General features: G+C 72.3%; 25 protein-coding genes. 17 read left to right on the top strand and 8 right to left on the bottom strand.

The features are described from left to right. Positions 1-74: 74 nt before the first annotated feature. The 5 genes from argC to ACFY8W_RS31815 are packed head-to-tail and all read left to right on the top strand — an operon-like array spanning position 75 to position 4,917. On the top strand, positions 75-1,103 hold the full coding sequence (argC, locus tag ACFY8W_RS31835) for an N-acetyl-gamma-glutamyl-phosphate reductase (RefSeq protein ID WP_391112777.1): 1,029 nt from the start codon (positions 75-77) through the stop codon (positions 1,101-1,103). Continuing rightward, on the top strand, positions 1,100-2,266 hold the full coding sequence (gene argJ / locus ACFY8W_RS31830) for a bifunctional glutamate N-acetyltransferase/amino-acid acetyltransferase ArgJ (RefSeq protein WP_391112774.1): 1,167 nt from the start codon (positions 1,100-1,102) through the stop codon (positions 2,264-2,266). The genes argC and argJ overlap by 4 nt, the downstream gene beginning before the upstream one ends. Next, positions 2,263-3,177, top strand: coding sequence for an acetylglutamate kinase (gene argB / locus ACFY8W_RS31825; protein WP_391112771.1), 915 nt, complete (start codon positions 2,263-2,265; stop codon positions 3,175-3,177). Before argJ ends, argB begins: the two co-directional genes overlap by 4 nt. Next, positions 3,174-4,373: an acetylornithine transaminase gene (locus ACFY8W_RS31820; protein WP_391112768.1), complete on the top strand. Its 1,200-nt coding sequence runs from the start codon at positions 3,174-3,176 to the stop codon at positions 4,371-4,373. The genes argB and ACFY8W_RS31820 overlap by 4 nt, the downstream gene beginning before the upstream one ends. A gap of 7 nt (positions 4,374-4,380) precedes the next feature. After that, complete coding sequence (locus ACFY8W_RS31815; protein ID WP_046911235.1) at positions 4,381-4,917, top strand: arginine repressor; 537 nt, start codon at positions 4,381-4,383, stop codon at positions 4,915-4,917. Positions 4,918-5,001: 84 nt separating this feature from the next. Here ACFY8W_RS31815 and ACFY8W_RS31810 read toward each other — a convergent pair whose 3' ends face one another. Genes ACFY8W_RS31810 through ACFY8W_RS31800 form a run of 3 tightly spaced genes read right to left on the bottom strand, consistent with a single transcriptional unit; the run spans position 5,002 to position 7,751 of the window. Further along, the gene (locus ACFY8W_RS31810) at positions 5,002-5,688 is read right to left on the bottom strand and encodes a L,D-transpeptidase family protein (protein WP_391112765.1); all 687 of its coding nucleotides are present in this window, start codon (positions 5,686-5,688) and stop codon (positions 5,002-5,004) included. A 37-nt stretch (positions 5,689-5,725) separates the two neighbouring features. Further along, a complete protein-coding gene (locus ACFY8W_RS31805) occupies positions 5,726-6,325 on the bottom strand; it encodes a pyridoxamine 5'-phosphate oxidase family protein (RefSeq protein ID WP_391112762.1) in 600 nt (199 codons plus the stop codon). A gap of 58 nt (positions 6,326-6,383) precedes the next feature. After that, a complete protein-coding gene (locus ACFY8W_RS31800; RefSeq protein ID WP_391112760.1) occupies positions 6,384-7,751 on the bottom strand; it encodes a hypothetical protein in 1,368 nt (455 codons plus the stop codon). Between the two features lie 140 nt (positions 7,752-7,891). On the opposite strand from ACFY8W_RS31800, the gene ACFY8W_RS31795 reads away from it, so the two are divergent. Further along, complete coding sequence (locus ACFY8W_RS31795) at positions 7,892-9,085, top strand: argininosuccinate synthase (protein WP_391112757.1); 1,194 nt, start codon at positions 7,892-7,894, stop codon at positions 9,083-9,085. A gap of 81 nt (positions 9,086-9,166) precedes the next feature. Then, positions 9,167-10,594 (top strand): argininosuccinate lyase, encoded by a 1,428-nt coding sequence (gene argH, locus ACFY8W_RS31790; protein ID WP_391112754.1) that lies wholly within the window; start codon positions 9,167-9,169, stop codon positions 10,592-10,594. Between the two features lie 9 nt (positions 10,595-10,603). Here argH and ACFY8W_RS31785 read toward each other — a convergent pair whose 3' ends face one another. After that, entirely contained in the window at positions 10,604-11,113 is a 510-nt protein-coding gene (locus ACFY8W_RS31785; protein ID WP_391112751.1) for an HAD domain-containing protein, read from the bottom strand. An 84-nt stretch (positions 11,114-11,197) separates the two neighbouring features. Between ACFY8W_RS31785 and ACFY8W_RS31780 the strand changes: the two genes are divergently transcribed. Further along, complete coding sequence (locus ACFY8W_RS31780) at positions 11,198-11,749, top strand: TetR family transcriptional regulator (protein WP_391112748.1); 552 nt, start codon at positions 11,198-11,200, stop codon at positions 11,747-11,749. After that, positions 11,746-13,302 carry an MFS transporter gene (locus ACFY8W_RS31775; RefSeq protein ID WP_391112745.1) on the top strand — a complete coding sequence of 519 codons (1,557 nt, stop codon included), beginning with the start codon at positions 11,746-11,748 and terminating at the stop codon, positions 13,300-13,302. Before ACFY8W_RS31780 ends, ACFY8W_RS31775 begins: the two co-directional genes overlap by 4 nt. 63 nt (positions 13,303-13,365) lie before the next feature. Here ACFY8W_RS31775 and ACFY8W_RS31770 read toward each other — a convergent pair whose 3' ends face one another. After that, on the bottom strand, positions 13,366-14,040 hold the full coding sequence (locus ACFY8W_RS31770) for a 1-acyl-sn-glycerol-3-phosphate acyltransferase (protein ID WP_391112742.1): 675 nt from the start codon (positions 14,038-14,040) through the stop codon (positions 13,366-13,368). Between the two features lie 238 nt (positions 14,041-14,278). On the opposite strand from ACFY8W_RS31770, the gene ACFY8W_RS31765 reads away from it, so the two are divergent. The 3 genes from ACFY8W_RS31765 to ACFY8W_RS31755 all read left to right on the top strand — a co-directional run bounded on the left by ACFY8W_RS31765 (position 14,279) and on the right by ACFY8W_RS31755 (position 16,786). Beyond that, positions 14,279-15,463, top strand: coding sequence for a glycerophosphodiester phosphodiesterase family protein (locus ACFY8W_RS31765; RefSeq protein ID WP_391112739.1), 1,185 nt, complete (start codon positions 14,279-14,281; stop codon positions 15,461-15,463). 278 nt (positions 15,464-15,741) lie between these two features. Beyond that, positions 15,742-16,263: a sigma-70 family RNA polymerase sigma factor gene (locus tag ACFY8W_RS31760; RefSeq protein ID WP_391112736.1), complete on the top strand. Its 522-nt coding sequence runs from the start codon at positions 15,742-15,744 to the stop codon at positions 16,261-16,263. A gap of 37 nt (positions 16,264-16,300) precedes the next feature. After that, positions 16,301-16,786, top strand: coding sequence for a GNAT family N-acetyltransferase (locus ACFY8W_RS31755; RefSeq protein ID WP_391113355.1), 486 nt, complete (start codon positions 16,301-16,303; stop codon positions 16,784-16,786). 36 nt (positions 16,787-16,822) lie between these two features. Here ACFY8W_RS31755 and ACFY8W_RS31750 read toward each other — a convergent pair whose 3' ends face one another. Continuing rightward, positions 16,823-17,788, bottom strand: coding sequence for a helix-turn-helix domain-containing protein (locus tag ACFY8W_RS31750; protein ID WP_391112733.1), 966 nt, complete (start codon positions 17,786-17,788; stop codon positions 16,823-16,825). A 177-nt stretch (positions 17,789-17,965) separates the two neighbouring features. Between ACFY8W_RS31750 and ACFY8W_RS31745 the strand changes: the two genes are divergently transcribed. Next, on the top strand, positions 17,966-18,364 hold the full coding sequence (locus ACFY8W_RS31745; protein ID WP_391112730.1) for a hypothetical protein: 399 nt from the start codon (positions 17,966-17,968) through the stop codon (positions 18,362-18,364). A 103-nt stretch (positions 18,365-18,467) separates the two neighbouring features. Here ACFY8W_RS31745 and ACFY8W_RS31740 read toward each other — a convergent pair whose 3' ends face one another. Together ACFY8W_RS31740 and ACFY8W_RS31735 are read right to left on the bottom strand one after the other, a co-directional pair. After that, positions 18,468-18,923, bottom strand: a complete 456-nt coding sequence (locus tag ACFY8W_RS31740) for a hypothetical protein (protein WP_391112727.1) — start codon at positions 18,921-18,923, stop codon at positions 18,468-18,470. Between the two features lie 2 nt (positions 18,924-18,925). Beyond that, positions 18,926-19,288 carry a hypothetical protein gene (locus ACFY8W_RS31735; protein WP_391112724.1) on the bottom strand — a complete coding sequence of 121 codons (363 nt, stop codon included), beginning with the start codon at positions 19,286-19,288 and terminating at the stop codon, positions 18,926-18,928. Positions 19,289-19,813: 525 nt separating this feature from the next. Here ACFY8W_RS31735 and ACFY8W_RS31730 point away from each other — a divergent pair. From ACFY8W_RS31730 to ACFY8W_RS31715, 4 genes are all read left to right on the top strand, one after another. After that, positions 19,814-20,872, top strand: coding sequence for an ATP-binding cassette domain-containing protein (locus ACFY8W_RS31730; RefSeq protein WP_391112720.1), 1,059 nt, complete (start codon positions 19,814-19,816; stop codon positions 20,870-20,872). Next, entirely contained in the window at positions 20,869-21,537 is a 669-nt protein-coding gene (locus tag ACFY8W_RS31725) for an ABC transporter permease subunit (RefSeq protein ID WP_391112717.1), read from the top strand. Before ACFY8W_RS31730 ends, ACFY8W_RS31725 begins: the two co-directional genes overlap by 4 nt. Positions 21,538-21,649: 112 nt before the next feature. Next, the gene (locus tag ACFY8W_RS31720; protein ID WP_391112714.1) at positions 21,650-22,507 is read left to right on the top strand and encodes a MetQ/NlpA family ABC transporter substrate-binding protein; all 858 of its coding nucleotides are present in this window, start codon (positions 21,650-21,652) and stop codon (positions 22,505-22,507) included. 129 nt (positions 22,508-22,636) lie between these two features. Continuing rightward, on the top strand, positions 22,637-23,284 hold the full coding sequence (locus tag ACFY8W_RS31715; RefSeq protein ID WP_385693778.1) for a GNAT family N-acetyltransferase: 648 nt from the start codon (positions 22,637-22,639) through the stop codon (positions 23,282-23,284). Positions 23,285-23,326: the final 42 nt, after the last annotated feature.

The following is a 23,326-nucleotide window of genomic DNA, read 5'->3' as shown; positions in this document are numbered from 1 at the left end:
ACCGCTTCACGGGAGGGGCTTTGCATAAAACTGCGCTCATGCGTATAGTCATGCCATCCATGAGGAGGGTTTCGATGACGGTACGAGCAGCAGTCGCGGGCGCGAGCGGATACGCGGGCGGAGAGCTCCTGCGCCTCCTCCTGGCCCATCCCGGTGTCGAGATCGGCGCCCTGACCGGCCACTCCAACGCCGGCCAGCGGCTCGGCGGACTGCAGCCGCACCTGCTGCCGCTCGCCGACCGGATCCTGGAGGAGACCACGGCCGAGGCCCTCGCCGGGCACGACGTCGTCTTCCTCGCCCTGCCGCACGGCCAGTCCGCCGCCGTCGCCGAACAGCTCGGTCCGGACACCCTCGTCGTCGACATGGGCGCCGACTTCCGGCTGAAGGACCCGGCCGACTGGGAGGCCTTCTACGGCTCCCCGCACGCCGGCACCTGGCCGTACGGCCTTCCCGAACTGCCGGGCGCCCGCGCCGCGCTGGAGGGGTCCAAGCGCATCGCGGTGCCCGGTTGCTACCCCACCGCCGTCTCCCTCGCGCTCTTCCCGGCCTACGCCGCCGGGCTCGCCGGACCCGAGGCCGTGATCGTCGCCGCCTCCGGCACCTCGGGCGCCGGCAAGGCCGCCAAGCCGCACCTGCTCGGCAGCGAGGTCATGGGCAGCATGTCCCCGTACGGCGTCGGCGGCGGCCACCGCCACACCCCCGAGATGATCCAGAACCTCAGCGCGGCGGCGGGCGAGCGGGTCACCGTCTCCTTCACGCCCACCCTCGCGCCGATGCCCCGCGGCATCCTCGCCACCTGCACGGCCACCGCCAGGCCCGGCGTGACCGGCGAGACCCTGCGCGCCGCGTACGAGAAGGCCTTCGCGGACGAGCCGTTCGTCCACCTGCTCCCCGAGGGGCAGTGGCCCGCCACGGCGTCCGTCTACGGTTCCAACGCGGTCCAGCTCCAGGTCGCCCACGACCCGGCGGCGAACCGGATCATCGTGATCAGCGCCATCGACAACCTCACCAAGGGCACCGCCGGCGGCGCGGTGCAGAGCATGAACATCGCCCTCGGACTTCCCGAGACGACCGGACTTTCCACGATGGGAGTCGCTCCATGAGTGTCACCGCAGCGAAGGGATTCACGGCCGCGGGCATCGCGGCCGGGATCAAGGAGAACGGCAACCCGGACCTGGCCCTCGTGGTCAACACCGGGCCGCGCCGCGCCGCCGCGGGAGTCTTCACCTCCAACCGTGTCAAGGCCGCCCCCGTCCTCTGGTCCCAGCAGGTCCTCGCCGACGGCGAGCTGACCGCCGTCGTCCTCAACTCCGGCGGCGCCAACGCCTGCACCGGCCCGAAGGGCTTCCAGGACACCCACGCGACCGCCGAGAAGGTGGCCGAGGTCCTCAGCGCGAGCGGCACCGACACCGGCGCGGGCGAGGTCGCCGTCGCCTCCACCGGACTGATCGGCGTCCTGCTCCCCATGGACAAGCTGCTGCCCGGCGTGGAGAAGGCCGCGGCCGAGCTCTCCGTGCACGGCGGCGAGAAGGCCGCCATCGCCATCAAGACCACCGACACCGTCCACAAGACCGCCGTGGCGGGCAAGGACGGCTGGACCGTCGGCGGCATGGCCAAGGGCGCGGGCATGCTCGCTCCCGGCCTCGCCACCATGCTCGTCGTCCTCACCACCGACGCCGACGTCGACGCCAAGGGCCTCGACGCCGCGCTGCGGCAGGCCACCCGCCTCACCTTCGACCGGGTCGACTCCGACGGCTGCATGTCCACCAACGACACCGTCCTGCTGCTCGCCTCCGGCGCCGCCGGCGTCACCCCGGCCCAGGACGAGTTCGCCCAGGCCGTCCAGGAGGTGTGCGCCGACCTGGCCCGCCAGCTCATCGGCGACGCCGAGGGCGCCAGCAAGGACATCCGCATCGAGGTGATCAACGCGGCCACCGAGGACGACGCCGTCGAGGTCGGCCGGTCCATCGCCCGCAACAACCTCCTGAAGTGCGCCATCCACGGCGAGGACCCCAACTGGGGCCGGGTGCTCTCCGCCATCGGCACCACCTCCGCCGCCTTCGAGCCGGACCGGCTCAACGTCGCCATCAACGGCGTCTGGGTGTGCCGGAACGGCTCCGTCGGCGAGGACCGCGAGCTCGTCGACATGCGCTACCGGGAGGTCGTCATCACCGCCGACCTCGCCGCCGGCACCGAGTCCGCCGTCATCTGGGCCAACGACCTCACCGCCGACTACGTCCACGAGAACAGCGCCTACTCGTCATGACCAACGCCACGCGGAAGCACACCGCGCTCCCCAAGGCCCAGACGCTCATCGAGGCGCTGCCCTGGCTCACCCGGCACCGCGGCAAGACCGTCGTCATCAAGTTCGGCGGCAACGCCATGGTCGACGAGGACCTCAAGGCCGCGTTCGCCCAGGACGTCGTCTTCCTGCACCACGCCGGCCTCAAGCCGGTCGTGGTGCACGGCGGCGGGCCCCAGATCAGCGCCGCCCTCGACCAGGCCGGCCTGGTCAGCGAGTTCAAGGCGGGCCTGCGGGTCACCACGCCCGAAGCCATGGACGTCGTGCGGATGGTGCTCGCCGGCCAGGTCCAGCGCGAGCTCGTCGGCCTGCTCAACCGGCACGGTCCGCTCGCCGTCGGCATCACCGGCGAGGACGCCCACACCATCACCGCCACCAAGCACCAGCCGCTCATCGAGGGCGAACAGGTCGACATCGGCCGGGTCGGCGAGATCACCGCCATCGACAGCGGCGCCATCCAGGCACTCCTCGACGACGGACGCATCCCCGTCGTCTCCTCCATCGCCCGCTCCCAGGACGACGACCATGTCTACAACGTCAATGCTGATACGGCGGCTGCGGCACTCGCTGCTGCGCTGGGCGCCGAGACGCTGATGGTCCTGACCGACGTCGAGGGCCTCTACGAGGACTGGCCCCACAGCGACGAGGTCATCAGCCGGCTCACCGCGAGCCAGCTGGAGAAGCTGCTGCCCGAACTCTCCAGCGGCATGGTCCCGAAGATGGAGGGCTGTCTCCACGCCGTGCGCAACGGCGTCACCACGGCCCGCGTCATCGACGGCCGGGTCCAGCACTCCATCCTGCTGGAGATCTTCACCGACGAGGGCATCGGCACGATGGTCGTGCCGGACGGCACGAACGACCAGGGGGAGAAGTGACCGGGAACACCGAGCTGACCCAGCGCTGGCAGGGCGCCCTCATGGACAACTACGGCACGCCCCGGCTGCCGCTGGTCCGCGGCGAGGGCGCCAGGGTCTGGGACGCCGACGGCAAGGAGTACCTCGACTTCGTCGGCGGCATCGCCGTCAACGCCCTCGGCCACGCCCACCCGGCCGTCGTCGAGGCCGTCTCCCGGCAGGTCCGGAGCCTCGGCCACGTCTCCAACCTGTTCGTCGCCGAGCCGCCCGTCGCGCTCGCCGAGCGGCTCCTGAGCCTCTTCGGCCGGCCCGGCAGGGTCTTCTTCTGCAACTCGGGCGCCGAGGCCAACGAGGCCGCGTTCAAGATCGGTCGGCTCACCGGCCGGTCCCACATGGTGGCCACCGACGGCGGCTTCCACGGCCGGACCATGGGCGCCCTCGCGCTCACCGGCCAGCCCGCCAAGCAGGCGCCCTTCCTGCCGCTGCCCGGCGACGTCACGCACGTCCCGTACGGGGACGCGGAGGCGCTGCGGGCCGCGGTCACCGAGGACACCGCCTTGGTGATCATCGAGCCGATCCAGGGCGAGAACGGCGTCGTCGTCCCGCCGCCGGGCTACCTCAAGGCCGCCCGGGAGATCACCCGCGCCACTGGCACCCTGCTCGTCCTCGACGAGGTGCAGACCGGCATCGGCCGGTGCGGCGACTGGTTCGCGTACCAGGCCCACGAAGGCGTCGAGCCGGACGTCGTGACCCTCGCCAAGGGACTCGGCGGCGGGCTGCCGCTCGGCGCGACCGTCGCCTTCGGCGCGGCCGCGGAGCTCTTCTCGCCCGGCCACCACGGCACCACCTTCGGCGGCAACCCGGTCGCCTGCGCCGCCGGCCTCGCCGTCCTGGACACGCTCGGCACCGACGCGGCCCTCGACCACGTGAAGGCGGTCGGGGAGCGGCTGCGCCAGGGAATCGAGGCCCTGGGCCACCCGCTGGTCTCCCACGTCCGTGGTGCGGGCCTCCTGCTGGGTATCGTGCTCACCGGGCCCCTCGCACCCCAGGTGCAGCAGGCGGCCCAGGACGCCGGCCTCCTGGTGAACGCGCCCGCCCCCGATGTCGTACGGATCATGCCTCCGCTGGTCCTCACCGACGCCGACGCGGACGCCTTCCTCCGGGCCCTGCCCGGAGTCCTGGACGAGGCGAACGGGCAAGGACGAACCGGAGAATGAGACGACGATGACCGACGCGCAGGAGAACGAGCACGGCGGGCCGTCCGTTCCGCAGACCCGCACCGCACGCCACCGCAGGATCGTCGACATCCTCAACCGGCAGCCGGTGCGCTCGCAGAGCCAGCTCGCCAAGCTCCTCGCCGACGACGGGCTGAGCGTCACGCAGGCGACGCTCAGCCGCGACCTCGACGAGCTCGGCGCGGTGAAGATCCGCAACACCGGTGGAGAGCTCATCTACGCCGTGCCCAGCGAGGGCGGCTTCCGCACCCCGCAGGCGCCGCTCGGGGAGTCCGCCAAGGAGGAGCGCATGCGGCGCCTCTCCGGTGAACTGCTGATCTCCGCCGAGGCCTCGGCCAACCTGGTGGTGCTCCGCACCCCGCCGGGCGCCGCCCAGTTCCTCGCGTCGGCCATCGACCAGGCCGAACTCCACGCGATCCTCGGCACGATCGCGGGCGACGACACGCTGCTGCTCATCTCCCGTGACCCGGTCGGCGGGCAGGCGCTCGCCGACCACCTGCTGCGCCTCGCGCAGAAGGAACGCTGAACCCCCGGCGGGTGACCGCCCAGGCCGTCCCTTCCGGATACCGGCCGGGTCCGCGGCCTGTCCGGCCCTGTTCCGGAAGACGGCCTAGTACCGCGTGATCGCCGTCGGCCCGCCCCGCGTGCCGACGGCGATGTGCGGCCCGCGCCCCGGATCGGCCCAGGCGAGGATCCGGCGCATCGCGCCCGCCGGCACGGACACGCACCCGGCCGTCGCCCCGCGCCCGTTCACGTGCAGGAAGATCCCAGCGCCGCGCCCCCGCACCGGACGGTCGTAGTTGAAGCCGATCACCAGCGCGTGCGCGTACTGCGCGCGGTAGGCGACCAGGTGCTCGGACTCGGCGGCCCGGCAGTCCCGAGGCAGCCCCTCCACCCAGCGGTTGTACGCCCGCGACCCGTTGTCCTGGCACCACCAGGACCGGTCGGTCACCCGCGCGTAGCGGTAGGCCGTACCGGCGGGCGCCGGCTCGGTCCCGAAGGCGTACGGCAGTCCGTACAGGCCGGTCGGCGTGGTGTTCGTGCCCTGCCGCCGGGTCGCGCCCTCGGCGAGCCCCTTCGCACCGAACCTCGCGGGCGCCGAGCCCGCCTTCACCCACCGCCGGCCGCGCCGGTCCCACCAGGTGACGGTGCCCGTCGTGGCGGCCGGATCCGCGGCCTCTGCGGTGATCAGCTGCGAGCCGCCGCCGGTGTCCGCCATCCGCTCCGGGAGCGGTACGGGTGCGGGCGCGGCGGCCAGCGACGCGGCCAGGGCCCCGAGTGCGAGAAGGATGCGCATGGCGCGACGCTAGGCGCCGGGCGGGGCGGCCGCGAGATTACTGGGCCGGGCGGGGGAGCGGCGGCAGCGGGAGCGGCATCGCGGGCAGTCCGTCGAGGCTGGTGGCCACCTTGCGCGCGCAGTACGCGTCGAACTCCTCCTCCGTCTTGCGGTTGAAGTAGTCCGCGTGCAGCTGCCGCTCCTCCTGGTAGTCCATCAGCGGAACGGCGAACCCGCAGGCGTCGCTGACCCGTCGGGCGTGCACCACGACGATCGCCCGCACGCCGCCCTGGCCCTCGACGGCCTCCGCCGGGAAACGGGCGAAGAGTTCGGCGAAGCGCGGGTCGTCGCGGAACACGACCTCGCCGGTGCCGTGCACCCGCACGACGGTCGGCGGCCCGGAGAACGCGGTCCACATGAGCGTGATCCGCCCGTTGCCCGGCTCGCGCAGATGGGCCACGGTCTCCGCGCCGCTGCCGCCGAAGTCCACGTAGGCGAGGGTCAGTTCGTCGAGGACGACCAGCGTGCCCCTGCGGCCCTTGGGCGAGAGGTTGACGTGGCCGTCCCCGGCGAGCGGCGCGGTGGCGGTGAAGAAGACGGGCTGGTCCTCGATGAAGGCACGGAGACGTCCGTCGATACGTTCGTATGTCTTACCCATGACGCCCATTCTGGTGGTGGAGTGCGCTCCGGAGCCGACCGGGTGTCCGGCGGTCCGGTCAGGTGCGCCACAGCCGTGAACGGGCCTCCGCCGGGCGGGGCACGGCCTCCCCGATCCCGAGGGTCCTGCGGATCCGCGTGCGCAGCTCCGGGTCGGGATCCCGGGCGAGCCGCCGGGCCGTCTCCTCGTACGCGGCCGAGCCGTGTGCACGCAGCAGCCGCAGCGCGCGGACGCGCACCGTCACCGGCCGGCCGGGCCCGGTGCGCCGCACCAGTTCGTCCTCCGGCAACCGGTCCGCCCAGGGCAGCAGGGCCCGCGCCGCTTCCCGTACGACACCGGGCGCGGGGTCGTTGAGCAGGGCGAGCAGCCGGTCGTGGTCCGCGGCTTCGAGGACGCGCAGGCCCGCGACGGCGGAGGAGCGGACCAGCGGGTGCGCGTGCCCGGTCAGCTCCCAGAGGACCGGGAGGCCGGCGTTCCGGTCCCCGCACTCGGCGAGTCCGAGCGGCGCCCGGCCGGGCACGGTCGCCGGACCGGTGCAGGCCGCCCGGTAGAGGGGCAGGGGATCGCGGCCGTCCTGGCGCAGGACCCAGCGGGCGCAGGCACGGACCAGCGCCGAACGGTCGTACAGGGACGGTTCCGCCTCGGCTGCCCGCCCGGCCTTCCGCAGTGCCGTGACACCGGCCGAGCGCACGGTGCCGGAGCGGGCGGCGAGCAGCACCGGCAGCGTCTCGTCGGGGACGCCGGCGGCGAGCGCGGCCGACGCGGCCTTGTCCCGGACGACGACGTCGGTGTCGTAGGCGGCGAGTCCGGCCAGTTCGGCGGGCGTGAGGAGTCCCCGCTCGACGCCGACGTCGAGGGCGAACCGCCGGGTGGCCCGGTCCCGGTTCAGGAGCAGGGCGGCGACGGTGGCCGGCGGGGCGGCGCGCAGCACCTCCCCGAGGAGCGCGGTCGCCGTGCCGCCGCGAAGCCGGGCCCGCAGCCGCAGGATGACGGGGGCGGTGACGGCGAGGGTGCCGGCGTCCGCACCGGGCAGGGCGCCGGCCAAAACGGCGTGGGCCTCGTCGCGTACCGGAGCGGCCCAGTCGGCCGTGCGGACCGCGACCAGGGGAAGGACGGCGGGGCGCCCGGCGGCGTGGGGGAGTGCGGCCGCGCGGATCCGGCCGTCGCCGTCGCACAGGGCGAGGGCGAGCTCCGCCTCGCTCGGCGTCGGGCTGCCGAGGAGGGCCCGGAGGACGGTGGGGCGCCCGCGCTCCGCGAGCCACGGGTGCGTCGGACGCCCCATGCCCCGCCACGTGTATCCGGACCGGATGCGCTCGTCCAGCTCCAGCCAGGACCCCGGGCGCCAGAGCTCCACGGCCCGGGCGAGCGCGCCCCCGCGCGCGAGCCCTCGTATCGCCGCGTCCAGCGGCTTCTCCTCGCTCGTCATGCACGGAGGCTACGGCTCGCGTGCCCGCTCCCGCCTGCGGTTTTCCGTCGGCTGCGGAGCCCGCTCGAGAGCGCGTTGACAAAACATACGGAGGACTGCATAGTTATACCCATCAGTGGTTGGAAGGTTAGGAGAAACCCGTGACCGAGCGCGTCGTACTCGCCTACTCGGGCGGCCTGGACACCTCCGTCGCCATCGGCTGGATCGCCGAGGAGACGGGTGCCGAGGTCATCGCCGTCGCCGTGGACGTCGGCCAGGGCGGCGAGGACCTGGACGTCATCCGCAAGCGCGCGCTCGCCTGCGGTGCGGTCGAGGCCGAGGTCGCGGACGCCAAGGACGAGTTCGCCGACGAGTACTGCCTCCCGGCGATCAAGGCCAACGCCCTCTACATGGACCGCTACCCGCTGGTCTCGGCCCTCTCCCGGCCGGCCATCGTGAAGCACCTCGTGGCCGCCGCGAAGAAGCACGACGCCTCGATCGTCGCCCACGGCTGCACCGGCAAGGGCAACGACCAGGTGCGCTTCGAGGCCGGCATCCAGGCCCTCGGCCCGGACCTGAAGTGCATCGCCCCGGTCCGTGACTACGCGATGACCCGCGACAAGGCCATCGCCTTCGCCGAGAAGGCGAACCTGCCGATCGCGACCACCAAGAAGTCCCCGTACTCGATCGACCAGAACGTCTTCGGCCGCGCCATCGAGACCGGCTTCCTCGAGGACATCTGGAACGCCCCGATCGAGGACATCTACGAGTACACCCAGAACCCGGCGGTCACCCGCGAGCCCGACGAGGTCGTCATCTCCTTCAAGGAGGGCGTCCCGGTCGCCGTCGACGGCAGGCCGGTCACCGTCCTCGAGGCGATCCAGCAGCTGAACCAGCGGGCCGGCGCCCAGGGCATCGGCCGGATCGACATGGTCGAGGACCGTCTCGTCGGCATCAAGTCCCGCGAGGTGTACGAGGCTCCCGGCGCGATCGCCCTGATCACCGCCCACCAGGAGCTGGAGAACGTCACCGTCGAGCGCGAGCTGGCCCGCTACAAGCGGCAGGTCGAGCAGCGCTGGGGCGAGCTCGTCTACGACGGCCTGTGGTTCTCCCCGCTGAAGCGTGCCCTGGACGGCTTCATCGAGGAGGCCAACCAGCACGTCACCGGCGACATCCGGATGACCCTGCACGGCGGCCGTGCCGTCGTCACCGGCCGGAAGTCCGCGGAGTCGCTCTACGACTTCAACCTCGCCACCTACGACACGGGCGACACGTTCGACCAGTCGAAGGCCCAGGGCTTCATCGACATCTTCGCCCTCTCGGCGAAGATCGCGGCGAAGCGTGACCTCGCCTGACCGCACGTCGTTCGACAGCCGCCTCCCCGTCCCGTGCGCGGGGAGGCGGTCGTACATCCACAGTCTTGAGGAGCAGCAGCTGTGAGCAGCAACAACGGTGACGTCCGGCTCTGGGGCGGCCGGTTCGCCGACGGCCCCGCCGAGGCCCTGGCGAAGCTGTCCGCGTCCGTCCACTTCGACTGGCGGCTCGCGCCGTACGACATCGCCGGTTCCCGTGCCCACGCGCGCGTGCTGCACAAGGCCGGACTCCTCACCGAGGACGAGCTGACCCGCATGCTGGCCGGCCTCGACCAGCTGGAGGCGGACGTCGCCGGCGGCTCCTTCGTGGGCACCATCGCCGACGAGGACGTCCACACCGCCCTGGAGCGGGGTCTGCTGGAGCGCCTCGGCGCCGAGCTCGGCGGCAAGCTGCGGGCCGGCCGGTCGCGCAACGACCAGGTCGCCACGCTCTTCCGGATGTACCTGCGGGACCACGCCCGGATCATCGGCGGTCTGATCGCGGACCTCCAGGACGCGCTCGTCGGCCTCGCCGAGGCGCACCCGGACGTCGCCATGCCGGGCCGGACCCACCTCCAGCACGCCCAGCCGGTGCTCTTCGCCCACCACGTGCTCGCCCACGTGCAGTCGCTCTCCCGGGACGCCGAGCGGCTGCGGCAGTGGGACACCCGCACCGCCGTCTCGCCGTACGGCTCCGGCGCGCTCGCCGGTTCCTCGCTCGGGCTCGACCCGGAGGCGGTCGCCAAGGACCTCGGCTTCGAGCGGGGTTCGGCGGGCAACTCCATCGACGGCACCGCCTCGCGGGACTTCGTCGCCGAGTTCGCCTTCATCACGGCGATGATCGGGGTGAACCTCTCCCGGATCGCGGAGGAGATCATCATCTGGAACACGAAGGAGTTCTCCTTCGTGACCCTGCACGACGCCTTCTCCACCGGCTCGTCGATCATGCCGCAGAAGAAGAACCCGGACATCGCCGAGCTGGCCCGGGGCAAGTCCGGCCGGCTCATCGGCAACCTGTCCGGCCTGATGGCGACGCTGAAGGCCCTGCCGCTCGCCTACAACCGGGACCTCCAGGAGGACAAGGAGCCGGTCTTCGACTCCTGCGACCAGCTGGAGGTCCTGCTGCCCGCCTTCACCGGCATGATGGCCACGCTCACGGTCAACCGGGAGCGCATGGAGGAGCTGGCGCCGGCGGGCTTCTCGCTCGCGACGGACATCGCCGAGTGGCTGGTCAAGCAGGGCGTGCCGTTCCGGGTCGCGCACGAGGTGGCCGGCGAGTGCGTCAAGGTCGCCGAGGCGGAGGGCAAGGAGCTGGACGGCCTGACGGACGAGCAGTTCGCCAAGATCTCCGAGCACCTCACCCCTGAGGTCCGCACGGTCCTCAACGTCCCCGGCGCCCTCGCCTCCCGCAACGGCCGGGGCGGCACGGCCCCCTCGGCGGTCGCCGCCCAGCTGGTCGAGGTCAAGGCGGACCTGGTGATCCAGCACGCCTGGGCCACCGCCAAGAACTGAATCCCGTTCCTACAGCGCCGCCGCCCAGTCCGCGAGCGCGTCGAAGTCCGGCCGGAGCAGTCCGAGCCGGGGATCGACGTGCAGCAGCAGGGCGGCGGTGAGGTGGTTCCGCTCCACGTACTCGTGGTCGTACGACGTGATGTCGTCGTCGACCCAGGCGAACGGCCGCCCCTGCGCGTACTCCAGGATGTACTGGGTCTTCCAGAACGTCCCGCGCGGGGCGGCCCCGTGCATTTTCGGCCAGTCGATGAACGGCAGCTCGGGCAGCCCGAGCTGCGGCCCGATCCAGTCGTTCGCCTCGCCCTTCCACGTCGTCGCCCACACCAGCTCGTACGCCTCCGCCAGCGCGCGCAGCTCGCGGCCGTGGTCCGCGTTGAGCCAGACGCGCAGTGGCTTCGTCTCCAACCAGCCGCCCGGGCGCATCCGGTGGGTCGCATACCCCTCGGGCCGGCGCTCGGCCTGGGCGGCGTACGGGTTCAGCGGGCCGTCCACGTCGATCAGCAGCAGCGGCTTCGTCATGTTCACAGCATTCCTCCGTGCCTCCAGTGAGGCATCAAAATTTCGAATGAGACATTGATGTCTCATTCGGTGTATGGTCGTCTCATGTCAGTCGACCGCACCCAGGTGCTCCACGCCGCCGCAGCCCTGCTCTCCCGCAAGGCGACCGCCACCATGGACGAGGTCGCGCGGGCCGCCGGGATCGGGCGGGCCACGCTGCACCGGCACTTCGCCGGGCGTGACGCGCTGGTGCGGGCGCTCGAGCAGATGTGCATCGAGGAGACCGAGGCCGCGCTCGACGCGGCCCGGATCGACGAGGGACCGGCCGACGAGGCCGTACGCCGGCTGATCGGCGCCTCGGAGCCCGTCGCGCCGCTGCTGGCCTTCCTCGTCACCGAGAACCAGCTCTTCGAGGGCGACCAGCAGAACGAGGGCTGGGCCCGCCTCGACGCCCGGATCGCCGCGCTCTTCCGGCGCGGCCAGGAAGAGGGCGTCTTCCGGATCGACCTGACCCCCGCCTGGCTCAGCGAGGCCTTCTACGGGCTCGTCGGCGCGTGCGCCTGGGCCGTCACCGACGGGCGGGTCGCCGCCAAGGACTTCCAGTACATGATCGCCGAGCTGCTGCTCGGCGGAGCGCGCAGGAGCGTGGAGAAGTGATCACCGACAGCATCACGAGTGCGAAGCAGCACGAGAGCCATACCGAGGGCGTGCGCCGTCCCGGCCGGTGGCTCGCCCTCGCCGTGCTCGTCCTGGCCGTGCTGCTCGTGGCGGTCGACGCCACGGTACTCGGTCTGGCGACGCCCTTCCTCTCCGAGGACCTCAAGCCGTCCGGCACCCAGCTGCTGTGGATCGGCGACGTCTACTCCTTCGTCATCGCCGGTCTGCTGGTCTCCATGGGCAGCCTCGGCGACCGCATCGGCCGCAAGAAGCTGCTGCTCACCGGAGCCGTCGCCTTCGGCGCCGTCTCCGTGCTCAACGCCTACGCCACCAGCCCCGAGATGATGATCGTGGCCCGCGCCCTGCTCGGCGTCGCCGGCGCCACCCTCATGCCCTCCACCCTCGCGCTGATCCGCAACCTCTTCCACGACCCGCGCGAGCGCAGCCTCGCCATCGGCATCTGGGGCGCCATGGCCTCGGCCGGTGCCGCCGTGGGCCCGGTCGTCGGCGGGTTCCTGCTGGAGCACTTCTGGTGGGGCTCGGTCTTCCTCATCAACCTGCCCGTCATGGCCGTCCTGGTCCTCGTCGGCGCCAGGCTCATCCCCGAGTCGAAGAACCCGGACCCGGGCCCCTGGGACCTGCCCAGCGTCGGCCTCTCGCTCATCGGCATGATCGGCGTCGTCTACGCGGTCAAGGAACTGGCCGCGCACGGCGTCACCGTGGAGGTCGCCGGCGCCGCCGTCCTCGGCGCCGGCGCGCTGACCTGGTTCGTCCGCCGCCAGCTCCGGCTGCCGGCGCCGCTCCTGGACATGCGGCTGTTCCGTAACCGCGGCTTCTCCGGCGCCGTCCTCGCCGATCTCCTGACCATCCTCGGCCTGTCCGGCCTGGTGTTCTTCCTGTCCCAGTTCTTCCAGCTGGTCCAGGGCCGCCAGCCGCTCGAGGCCGGGCTCGCCGAACTGCCCGCCGCCGTCGGCGCGGTGACGGCCGGTCTGGTCGCGGGCAACGTCGCCCGCCGCTTCTCCGTGCGGTCTGTCGTCACCGGCGGTCTCGCCGCCATCGGTCTCGCCCTCGCGGCGCTCACCACCCTCGGGCAGGCGACCGGCTACCCGCTGCTCGGGGTGAGCCTGCTCGTCGTCGGCGTCGGCGCGGGCTTCGCGTTCACCGTCACCGCCGACGTGATCCTGTCCAGCGTCCCCAGGGAGCAGGCCGGTGCCGCGTCCGCGGTCTCCGAGACGGCGTACGAGCTGGGCGCGGCCCTCGGCATCGCGGTCCTCGGCTCCATCGTGACCGGCGTCTACCGGGGCTTCCCCGCCCCGGCCGGCATCCCGGCGGACACCGCTGCCGCGGCCCACGACTCGCTCGGCGGCGCCGTCGAGGCCTCCGCGGGCCTCGCCCCCGAGCAGGCCGGCGCGCTGGTCTCGGCCGCCCAGGACGCCTTCGTCGACGGCCTGCGCATCGCGGCCGGCGTCGGCGCGGCGGTCCTCCTCGCGACCGCGGTCGCGGCCTGGTTCCTGCTGCGCGGCCAGAAGCTGGCCGACGGCGTCGAGCACTGACGCGCGCCGGTACGCGCGAAGGGCGCCCCCGACGACCGGGGGCGCCCTTCGCGCGTACGAGCGTTACGCGGCTTCCTTCGCCTTGGTGGCGTACATGTCCACGTACTCCTGGCCGGACAGCCGCATGACCTCCGCCATCACCGAGTCCGTCACCGCCCGCAGCACGTACCGGTCGCGGTCCATGCCGTCGTAGCGGGAGAACTCCATCGGCTCGCCGAAGCGGACCGTCACCCGGCCCGGGCGCGGGATGCCCGCACCGCCCGGCTGGACCTTGTCGGTGCCGATCATCGCGAACGGCACCACCGGCGCGCCCGTCATCAGGGTGAGCCGGGCGATGCCGGTGCGGCCCCGGTACAGACGGCCGTCGGGGGAGCGGGTTCCCTCCGGGTAGATCGAGAAGATCTTGCCCTCCTCCAGCACCCGGCGTCCGGTCATCAGCGCGGCCACACCGCCGCGGCCGCCGTCGCGGTCCACCGGGATCATGCCGACGCTGGTGAAGAACCAGGCCATCAGCCGGCCCTTGAAGCCCTTGCCCGTCACGTACTCGTCCTTGCCGATGAAGAACACCTGGCGGTCCAGGCAGATCGGCATGATCATCGAGTCGATGAAGGTCAGGTGGTTGCCCGCGAGGATCACCGGCCCGGTGCCCGGGACGTTCTCGGCGCCCTCGACGCGTGGGCGGAACATGAGGCGCAGGACCGGACCGAGGGTGGCCTTCATGATCGCGAGACGGGACAACGGTTCCTCCGGTGTCGGGCGGGCGGCTCGTGCGGAGCCGACAAGTGCAGATCGCGACGATACTCGCGGGTCACGGCGCGTCGCACATCGGGTTCACGGAGTGGATACGCGGTGTTGACGTGTGTTTCCGCCATGTTCCCCGCAGGTCTGCCGTTCGTAGGGGCTCTTTGCCTAGCGTCGGGACCGTCATTGACAGGTGCGGGACATCACGCGGGACATCACCATCGAAGGAGTGTTCATGACACAGCCCGAGCGCCGGACCCCGGCCCGACGAGCCGTCCTCGGAGCCGCAGGAGCCGCCGTCCTCGGCGGCTCGACCGTCCTCGCCGGAGGCACCGCGCAGGCCGTGCAGTCCGCCGTCGCCGCCGACCCGGGCGCCCGCGGCTCCGGCCACGGGCACGGCTACCGCTCGCTCCCCGTCCCCACGGTCATCGCCCACCGCGGCGCCAGCGGCTACCGCCCCGAGCACACCCTCGGCTCGTACCAGCTCGCCCTCGACATGGGCGCCCACGTCGTCGAGCAGGACCTCGTCCCCACCAAGGACGGCCACCTGGTCTGCCGCCACGAGAACGACATCACCGGCACCACCGACGTGGCCGACCACCCCGAGTTCGCCTCCCGCCGCACCACCAAGACCGTCGACGGCACCCCCTTGACCGGCTGGTTCACCGAGGACTTCACGCTCGCCGAGCTCAAGACCCTCCGGGCCAAGGAGCGGATTCCGGCCACCCGCCAGGAGAACACCCTCTACGACGGCCGCTGGACCGTCCCCACCTTCGAGGAGGTGCTGCGCTGGGCCGAGGAGGAGGGCCGGCGCCGGGGCCGCGAGGTGTGGCTGCACGTCGAGACCAAGCACCCCACCTACTTCCGCTCCCTCGGCCTCGGCCTCGAGGAGCGGCTCGCCGGGCTCCTGCGCCGCTACGGCCGCCACCGGGCGAACTCCCCGGTCTTCCTCCAGTCCTTCGAGCCCGGCAGCATCCAGCGCCTGGCCCGCCTCGTGGACTCCCCGCGCGTCGTGCTGCTCTCCGCCGCGAGCAGCCGCCCCTGGGACTTCGTCCAGGCCGGCGACCCGCGCACCGTCGCCGACCTCGTGAAGCCCGAGGGCCTGCGCTGGATCGCCTCGTACGCCCAGGGCATCGGCCCCACCCTCGACCTGATCCTGCCGCGCGACGCGAGCGGCCGGCTCGGCACCGAGACCACCCTGGTGCGCGACGCGCACGCCGAGGGCCTCATCCTCCACCCGTACACCCAGCGCAACGAGAACGGCTTCCTGCCGGCCGAGTACCGGCGGGGCACCGACCCGAACGCGTACGGCGACGCCTTCGGCGCCCTCAAGCGGTTCTTCGCGACCGGGATCGACGGGATCTTCTCCGACAACGCCGACACGGCGCTGCTCGCGGCGGCGGACTTCCGCGACCGCTGACCCCTCCAGGTCCTGCCCGGCCCGATCCGCCGGACTGGACCTGCCCACCCGGCCCGGCCGGCCCAGGCCGTGCGGCCTGGCCGGGTCGTGCGGCCTGGCCCTCTTCGCGCGGCCGGTCCTGGTCGTGCGGCCTGGCCCTGCTCGTGCGGCCGGGCCTGGTCGCGCGGCCCAGCCCCCCGCGTGGTCCGGCCCTCCGCGTGGTCCGGCCCGTACCCCCGACCGGGTGGTTTGGGGCCGGGTCCGCAACCGGGCCCGGTCCGCCCCGCATCGTGCCGGTCATGACCTCCCGCGAAACCCTGCTCGCCACCCTCTCGCCGCTGCTCGCCGCCGAGTCCCGGGCGGAGGCGCCGGCCGCCGGCGTCGAGGCCGGAGACCTCGAACAGGCCGTCTGGCTGCGGCTCCTGGAGCACCTCCAGGAGGAGGGCGCCCCCGAGCGCCCCGCAGAATGGCTGCGCCGCGCCGTACGCACCGAGGCCCGCCGCGCGCGCCGGGCCCGCCTGCGCGAACGGCCCTACCACGGCGAACCGGCCCACGAGGCCGGGCGCTCGCCCGAGAGCCACGCCCTCGTCGCCGAGCGCCGCCGCGCCCTGCGCGCCGCCGTCCGCCGCACACCCGGCCACTGCCCGCGGCTGCTCACCGCGATGCTCCATCCCGACGACCCCACCTACCGGGAAATCGCAGGGGCGTTGGGTATCTCACAGGGGAGTCTGGGGCCGATGCGTTCCCGTTGCCTGGGATGCCTGCGCAGAATGCTGGCTGCGGAGGTTCCCGGCGCGGGCGCGCGGGGAAGGGTGCCGTAGACCCACGGCGGACCAGATGAGCGGGAGGCATGCGCACATGGGCATGAGCGTGACCATCTCAGCGGCGAACGCGACGCAGGACGCGGAGAGCATCCTGAAGCTGCAGTACCTCTGCTACCAGCGCGAGGCCGAGATCTACCAGGACTGGTCGATCGAGCCGCTGACCCAGTCGCTGGACGCCCTGCGCGCCGAGCTGACCGAGGGCCGGGCCTTCGTCGCCCGCCTCGGCGACGAGATCGTCGCCTCCGTGCGCGGCCGGCTCGACGAGGACGGCACCGTGCGGATCGCGAAGCTCATCGTCCACCCGCGCATGCAGCGCCACGGCATCGGCGGCCGGCTCCTCGACGCCATCGAGGGCCACTACGCCGCCGAGCCCGCCCCGGCCGCCAAGCGCTTCCAGCTCTTCACCGGCCACCGCAGCGAGGGCAACCTCCGGCTCTACCGCAGCAAGGGCTACGCGCAGGTCGCCGTCCGCGAGGTCGGCCCGCGGCTCACCCTGGTGACCCTGGAGAAGGCCGCCTGACGACCCCGCCCCGCCCGCTCCCGGCGGCCCGCCTCCTCAGGCGGGCCGCATCGCCGCCCGGTAGCGGGACGGGGCGATCCCGAACCGCTCGGTGAACGCCTGCCGCAGCGCCTCCGCACTGCCGAACCCGCAGCGCGCCGCGACCCCGGCCATCGGCAGCGTCGTCGAGGCCAGCAGCTGCGCGGCGGCCTCCGTGCGGGCCTGCCGCACGTAGCGGCCCGGCGCCCGGCCCAGCTGCTCCGTGAACAGACGGGTCAGATGGCGGGGCGTCACTCCCGCCCGGGCGGCGAGCGCCGGTGTGCTCAGGTCGTCGTCCGGATGGGCCGCGATGTGCTCGACCAGCCCCCGGAGCATGTCGTCACGGGCCGGCGGAGTCGCGGTGAACAGGCTCATCTGCGCCTGGTTCCCAGGCCGTTGCAGATAGACCACGAGGTCGCGGGCGACCTGGCGGGCCAGCTCCGGACCGTGGTCCTCCTCGACGAAGGCCAGGGTGAGGTCCAGCGCGCTGGTCACCCCCGCCGCCGTGTAGACGTGTCCGTCGCGGACGTAGATGGGGGCCGGGTCCACGACGACCTCCGGATGCCGCTCGGCGAGCTGCCGCGCGAACCGCCAGTGCGTGGTCGCCCGGCGGCCGTCGAGCAGCCCGGCGGCGGCCAGCACTCCCGCGCCCGTGCACACCGACGCCACCCTCCGGCTCTCCCGCGCCAGCCGTCGCACGTGCCCGACGAGCCGGGTGTCCGCCGCCGCCCGCTCGAAGCCCGTGCCGCCGGAGACGATCAGGGTGTCCAGGGGGCCGGTCAGCCGTTCGAGCGACCGCTCGCTGCCGAGGACGAGGCCGGAGCCGCAGACCATCGGCCCGCCGCCCGGACCGGCCAGGAGCACCCGGTAAGGGACCGCGGGCGCGCCGATCCCGTTGGCCATGGCCAGGGTCGTGGTCACGCACGCGATGTCCAACAGCTCGGCCGCCTCGTAGCCGACCACCACCATGAGCCGTTCCGCCATGCGCCCGACCCTATGCCGGAAGGACGGCTACCCCAAGGGAACGGACACCGGGGCGGCACACCGCTCCCCGGCGGCTCGCCCGACGGGGACAGTGGTCCCACCGCGCTCACCCGCACGGCCCCGCCCGTCCGGTCGCCGTCGCACCGCCCACACAGGCACGTCCCCGGGAGGCACCCGATGCACACGCCCGCGCACCGCTGGCCCACGCTGATCGCCCTGGCGCTGGCGGCGCTCACCTTCCTCGACGGCCTTCCCGCGCCCGGGTTCCTCGCGGCGGTCCTCGCCGCGATGCCGCTGTTCTACCTGTTCTTCGGCTCACTCCGCGGCGAACTGCGGCCCCCGCGCGTCCTCGCCGTCCAGCTCGCCGGTCTCGTCGGCTTCGCCGCCGTCTCCCTCCTGGCCGTGACCGTGGACGGCACCCTCGCCCTGCTGGTCCTGGCCGCCGGCTGGCTCGGCCACGCCGTGTGGGACGCCGTGCACTTCGTGAAGGCCCGGATCGCACCCCGGCAGTGGTCGGAATGGTGCGGCGTCTTCGACGCCTGCGGTGCCCTCGCCCTCGTCGTGGCCGCGCTCTAGGTCCTGTCGTCGAACTCCCCTCGTCGCCCGGAGGGCACGCGGGAGTGTGACGACAGGATCCAGGCCCTCTCCTCCGGATCAGGGCCGGACGGGCCGCCGCGGCTCAGGCGGTACGGGAGCGCCGCAGCCACCAGATGCCGGTCAGCGGCAGCAGCACCGGGATGAAGACGTAGCCGTACCCGTACTGGGACCAGACCGTCGTGTCCGGGAAGGCCGAGGGTTCGACCAGCGTCCACGTCCCGACGACCAGGACGCCCGCGAGCTCGGCGGCGCAGCACACCAGCGCCGCCCTGCGGGCCGTCTCGCCGCCCCGCACCAGCGTGTACGTGATGAAGGCGTAGACGACGGCGGCCACCGCCGAGAGGCTGTACGCCAGCGGCGCCCGGTCGAACTCGGTGGCGATCTGGAACACCGAGCGGGAGACCGCGCCCACCGACATCACGCCGTACAGCCACACCACGAGCAGGCCCGGCCCCTTCACCAGACGGCCGGCCCCGGCGCCGCCGGTCTCGCTCCGGGTCCCGCTTCCGCTGCCGGTCTCGCTCTCGGTCGCGGTCATGGTCAGCCCACCGTCCAGATGTCGTAGAGACGCACTTCGAGCACCGCGAGCACCACGGCGCCGGCCGCCACCGTCGCCGAACCCCACTTGCTGCGCTCGGTCAGCGACAGCAGCCCGGCCGCGGGCACCGCGCACATCGCGCCCAGGAGATAGGCGACGAAGATCGTGGTGCCCTCCTCCGCCTTCTCGCCGCGGACCAGCTGCACGATGCCGACCACCAGCTGCACCAGGGCGAGGAAGGTCACCACGGCCATGCCGATGAAGTGCCAGTCCTTGGTGGACTGGTTCCGGTAAGCGGCGAAGCCGCACCAGGCGGCGAGGGCGAGCGCGGCCACCGAGACCGCGACCGTCAGGGCGTCAAGCATGCGCCCGAGGGTATTACGGGCCGAATGGCCCGATGCGCGCGGCCCCCGCCCCGCGCACCGTGGCCTTGGCCACAGCCCGGCGACCGCTCCGCGCTCCGCTCCACCACGGTCAGGGCCGCCTCTTCCCAGGTCCCGCGCCGCCCCGGCCTGTCCGCATGGCGTCTCAGCAATGTCCGCTATTCGGACAGCCGCCTTTCGTTCGCACGTTTGCATGCTTTACTTGCAGCCATGACCACGACGAGCAGCCGCACCCTTGCGACCGAGGCGAACCAGACGCCCGGTGCTCGTTGTACGTGTCGAATGTGCGCCAACTGAGGGCCCCCGCCAGAGCCTCGCGCCCCGAAGCGAGACCCGACGGCCGAGCCGATCCGCCCGCCTTTTCCGGCGCCGGACCGTGCCCGCCCCGCGCACGCGCTGCCTCCCGGCCCACCGCCGCGACCAGCCGCCCTGCGCCTGACTGTCCGAAAGACGAATGCCGTGCACGGCGGACCCATGCGCCGCGCACTCGACAGTGACGGAAACCCTGTGATCACCACTTCGGGCCTGACCAAGGTCTACGAGTCGCGAGGCCGCCAGGTCACCGCTCTGGACGGCGTCGACCTCCACGTTCGCGAAGGCGAGGTCTTCGGCGTGATCGGCCAGAGCGGCGCCGGCAAGTCCTCGCTCATCCGCTGCGTGAACCTCCTGGAGCGCCCCACCTCCGGCACCGTGACCGTCGACGGCGTCGACCTCACCGCCCTCGCCGGGAAGGGCCGGCGCGCCGGCCGGGAACTGCGCCACGCCCGCAGCCGCATCGGCATGGTCTTCCAGCACTTCAACCTGCTGTCCTCACGCACCGTCAAGGACAACATCGAGCTCCCCCTGGAGATCCTCGGCGTCTCCGGCGCCGAACGCTCCCGCCGCGCACTGGAACTCCTCGACCTCGTCGGCCTCGCCGACAAGGCCAAGGCCTACCCCGGCCAGCTCTCCGGCGGCCAGAAGCAGCGCGTCGGCATCGCCCGCGCCCTCGCCGGCAAGCCCAGGGTCCTGCTCTCCGACGAGGCCACCAGCGCCCTCGACCCGGAGACCACCCGCTCCATCCTCCAGCTGCTGCGCGACCTCAACCAGCAGCTCGGCCTCACCGTCCTGCTCATCACCCACGAGATGGACGTCGTGAAGACCATCTGCGACTCCGCCGCCCTCATGCAGCACGGCCGCGTCGTCGAGTCCGGCACCGTCGGCGAACTGCTCGCCACCCCCGGCTCGCAGCTCGCCGCCGAACTCTTCCCGGTCAGCGGCGCCGCCACCGCGCCCGGCCGCACGGTCGTGGACGTCACCTTCCACGGCGAGACCGCCACCCAGCCGGTGATCTCCCAGCTCTCCCGTACGTACAACATCGACATCTCGATCCTCGGCGCCGCCATGGACACCGTCGGCGACCGGCAGATCGGCCGCATGCGCATCGAACTCCCCGGCAACTACGAGGAGAACGTCGTCCCGGTCGGCTTCCTGCGCGAGCAGGGCCTCCAGGTCGAGGTCGTCGAACAGCAGGACCGGCCCGTGCCCGCCCAGGCGCCCGCGCTGGTGAAGGAAGGTGCCAAGTGACCTGGTCCGAGATGCAGCCCCTGCTCGAGCAGGGCACCGTCGACACCCTCTACATGGTCCTGTGGGCCACCGTCGTCACCGTGCTCGGCGGACTCCCGCTCGGCATCCTCCTCGTCCTCACCGACAAGGGCGGACTGCTGCAGAACCGCCCGGTGAACAAGGTCGTCGGCGCGATCGTGAACGTGGGCCGCTCGCTGCCGTTCATCATCCTGCTGATCGCCCTCATCCCCTTCACCACCTTCGTCGTCGGCACCTTCATCGGCCCGACCGCGATGATCGTGCCGCTCGCCATCGGCGCCATCCCGTTCTTCGCCCGGCTCGTCGAGACCGCGATCCGCGAGGTCGACCACGGGCTCGTCGAGGCCGTCCAGGCCATGGGCGGCGGCATCCCCACCATCGTCCGCAAGGTGCTGCTCCCGCAGGCCCTGCCCTCCCTGGTATCGGCCGTCACCACCACCGTCATCGTGCTCATCGGCTACTCGGCCATGGCCGGCGCGGTCGGCGGCGAAGGCCTCGGCTCCAAGGCCATCACGTACGGCTACCAGCGCTTCGACACCACCTTCATGCTCGTCACCGTCGTCGTCCTGGTCGTGATCGTGACCGTCGTCCAGCTCATCGGCGACGGCGTCGTCCGCCTGCTCGCCCGCCGCGGCCGCACCGCGTGAAGGCACCGCCCGACGGCACCGCCTGACGGCACCCCAGACTTCGCAACCCGAAGAAGAGCCCGGACTTGTTGTCCAGGCGAACACACCGCTCCACCGGAAAGAGGCACTCTTCGTGCGCAACAACATCAAGCTCACCGCGGGCATCGCCGCCACCGCCGCCCTCGCCCTCGGCCTCACCGCCTGCGGCACCTCGTCCGACCCGTCCTCCTCCAAGGACGCGGCCGGCTCGGCCGACAAGGCGCTCGTCGTCGCCGCGTCCCCGACGCCGCACGCCGACATCCTCAACTACGTCAAGGACAAGCTCGCCGCGAAGGAGGGCCTGAAGCTGGAGGTGAAGGAGTTCACGGACTACGTCCTGCCGAACACCGCCACCGAGACCGGCCAGGTCGACGCCAACTTCTTCCAGCACAAGCCGTACCTCGACGACTTCAACAAGAAGAACAACACCCACATCGTCCCGGTGGTCAACGTCCACCTGGAGCCGCTCGGCCTCTACTCCAAGAGCCTGAAGTCGGTGAAGGACATCAAGGCCGGCCAGACCATCGCCGTCCCCAACGACACCACCAACGAGGGCCGCGCCCTCCACCTGCTCGCCGAGAACGGCCTCATCACCCTCAAGGCGGGCGTCGGCACCGACGCCAAGCTCTCCGACATCACCGACAAGAAGGGCCTGGAGTTCAAGGAGCTGGAGGCCGCCACCGTGCCCCGCGCCCTGAACGACGTCGACGCCGCCGTCATCAACGGCAACTACGCCATCGAGGCCAAGCTCGAGCCGGCCAAGGACGCCCTCGTCCTGGAGAAGGCGGAGAACAACCCGTACGCCAACTTCCTCGCCGTCAAGGAGGGCAACGAGAAGGACGCCCGCGTGCAGAAGCTCGTGAAGCTCCTCAACTCGCCCGAGGTGAAGAAGTACATCGAGGACACCTACAAGGGCTCGGTCATCCCGGCCTTCGGCACCCCCGCCAAGTAGGCCCCGCAGCACGGTCCTTCCCGCCCGAAGGCCCCGCGCGCCCCGTCCGGCGCCCGGGGCCTTCGGGCTGACCCGCGCATGCGCGGCGGACACCGCATGCTGCATGCTGTGCGTTCACGGTCTTCACGTATGGAGTTGCGCATGACTACGACCTTCCCGTCCATCTCCATCAGCACGGACCGGTTGGTGCTGCGCCCGTACGAAGAGGCCGACATCCCCGCGTTCACGGAGATGATGAACGACGAGCTCGTGGTCGCCTGGACCTCCGTCCCGCACCCGTACACACACGCGAACGCCGAGGAATGGGTGCGCAGGATCGCTCCTGCGGAACGGGCCGAGGGCCGCGGCATCGTCTTCGCCGTCACCGAGTTCCTCACCCAGCGCCTCGTCGGCACCGTCCACCTCCACGGCACCAACTGGCGCACCCGCGCCACCGAGGTCGCCTACGTCACCGCGCCCTGGGCCCGCGGCGAGGGATACGCCACCGAGTCCGTCCTCGCCGTCGCCCAGTGGCTCTTCGGCGACCGCGGCTTCGAACGCCTCGAACTGCGCACCGCCGCCGACAACACCGCCTCCCAGCAGGTCGCCCAGAAGATCGGCTGCATCAGCGAGGGCGTGCTCCGCAACGCCTGGATAGCGCGCAGCCAGACCGAGACCGGCGAGTGGGCCGAGTTCCGCACCGACCTCATTGTCTGGAGCCTGCTCCCCGAGGACCTCGACGGCGTCGCCGACCAGATGGCCGAGGCCGGACTGTCCACCTACGCCGACTGGAGCTGACCGCACCGGTAGGCTCGGCACCGCCCCCGACCTGCACACACT

This window comes from Streptomyces sp. NPDC012637 (assembly GCF_042954805.1).
GTDB lineage: Bacteria > Actinomycetota > Actinomycetes > Streptomycetales > Streptomycetaceae > Streptomyces.
Note: the sequence above shows the minus strand (reverse complement) of the source record. Positions and strands in the feature narration are given on the sequence as shown.

Bases quoted from the DNA above. Each gene is read 5' to 3' on its own strand.
- ACFY8W_RS31740 (WP_391112727.1), bottom strand. From the start codon at position 18,923: ATGACCGCGACCGAGAGCGAGACCGGCAGCGGAAGCGGGACCCGGAGC.
- ACFY8W_RS31800 (WP_391112760.1), bottom strand. From the start codon at position 7,751: ATGACGAGCGAGGAGAAGCCGCTGGACGCGGCGATACGAGGGCTCGCG.
- argJ (WP_391112774.1), top strand. From the start codon at position 1,100: ATGAGTGTCACCGCAGCGAAGGGATTCACGGCCGCGGGCATCGCGGCC.
- ACFY8W_RS31755 (WP_391113355.1), top strand. From the start codon at position 16,301: ATGGGCATGAGCGTGACCATCTCAGCGGCGAACGCGACGCAGGACGCG.
- ACFY8W_RS31760 (WP_391112736.1), top strand. From the start codon at position 15,742: ATGACCTCCCGCGAAACCCTGCTCGCCACCCTCTCGCCGCTGCTCGCC.
- argC (WP_391112777.1), top strand. From the start codon at position 75: ATGACGGTACGAGCAGCAGTCGCGGGCGCGAGCGGATACGCGGGCGGA.
- argB (WP_391112771.1), top strand. From the start codon at position 2,263: ATGACCAACGCCACGCGGAAGCACACCGCGCTCCCCAAGGCCCAGACG.
- ACFY8W_RS31805 (WP_391112762.1), bottom strand. From the start codon at position 6,325: ATGGGTAAGACATACGAACGTATCGACGGACGTCTCCGTGCCTTCATC.
- ACFY8W_RS31715 (WP_385693778.1), top strand. From the start codon at position 22,637: ATGGAGTTGCGCATGACTACGACCTTCCCGTCCATCTCCATCAGCACG.
- ACFY8W_RS31780 (WP_391112748.1), top strand. From the start codon at position 11,198: ATGTCAGTCGACCGCACCCAGGTGCTCCACGCCGCCGCAGCCCTGCTC.
- ACFY8W_RS31745 (WP_391112730.1), top strand. From the start codon at position 17,966: ATGCACACGCCCGCGCACCGCTGGCCCACGCTGATCGCCCTGGCGCTG.
- ACFY8W_RS31735 (WP_391112724.1), bottom strand. From the start codon at position 19,288: ATGCTTGACGCCCTGACGGTCGCGGTCTCGGTGGCCGCGCTCGCCCTC.
- ACFY8W_RS31815 (WP_046911235.1), top strand. From the start codon at position 4,381: ATGACCGACGCGCAGGAGAACGAGCACGGCGGGCCGTCCGTTCCGCAG.
- ACFY8W_RS31785 (WP_391112751.1), bottom strand. From the start codon at position 11,113: ATGACGAAGCCGCTGCTGCTGATCGACGTGGACGGCCCGCTGAACCCG.
- ACFY8W_RS31765 (WP_391112739.1), top strand. From the start codon at position 14,279: ATGACACAGCCCGAGCGCCGGACCCCGGCCCGACGAGCCGTCCTCGGA.
- ACFY8W_RS31810 (WP_391112765.1), bottom strand. From the start codon at position 5,688: ATGCGCATCCTTCTCGCACTCGGGGCCCTGGCCGCGTCGCTGGCCGCC.
- ACFY8W_RS31750 (WP_391112733.1), bottom strand. From the start codon at position 17,788: ATGGCGGAACGGCTCATGGTGGTGGTCGGCTACGAGGCGGCCGAGCTG.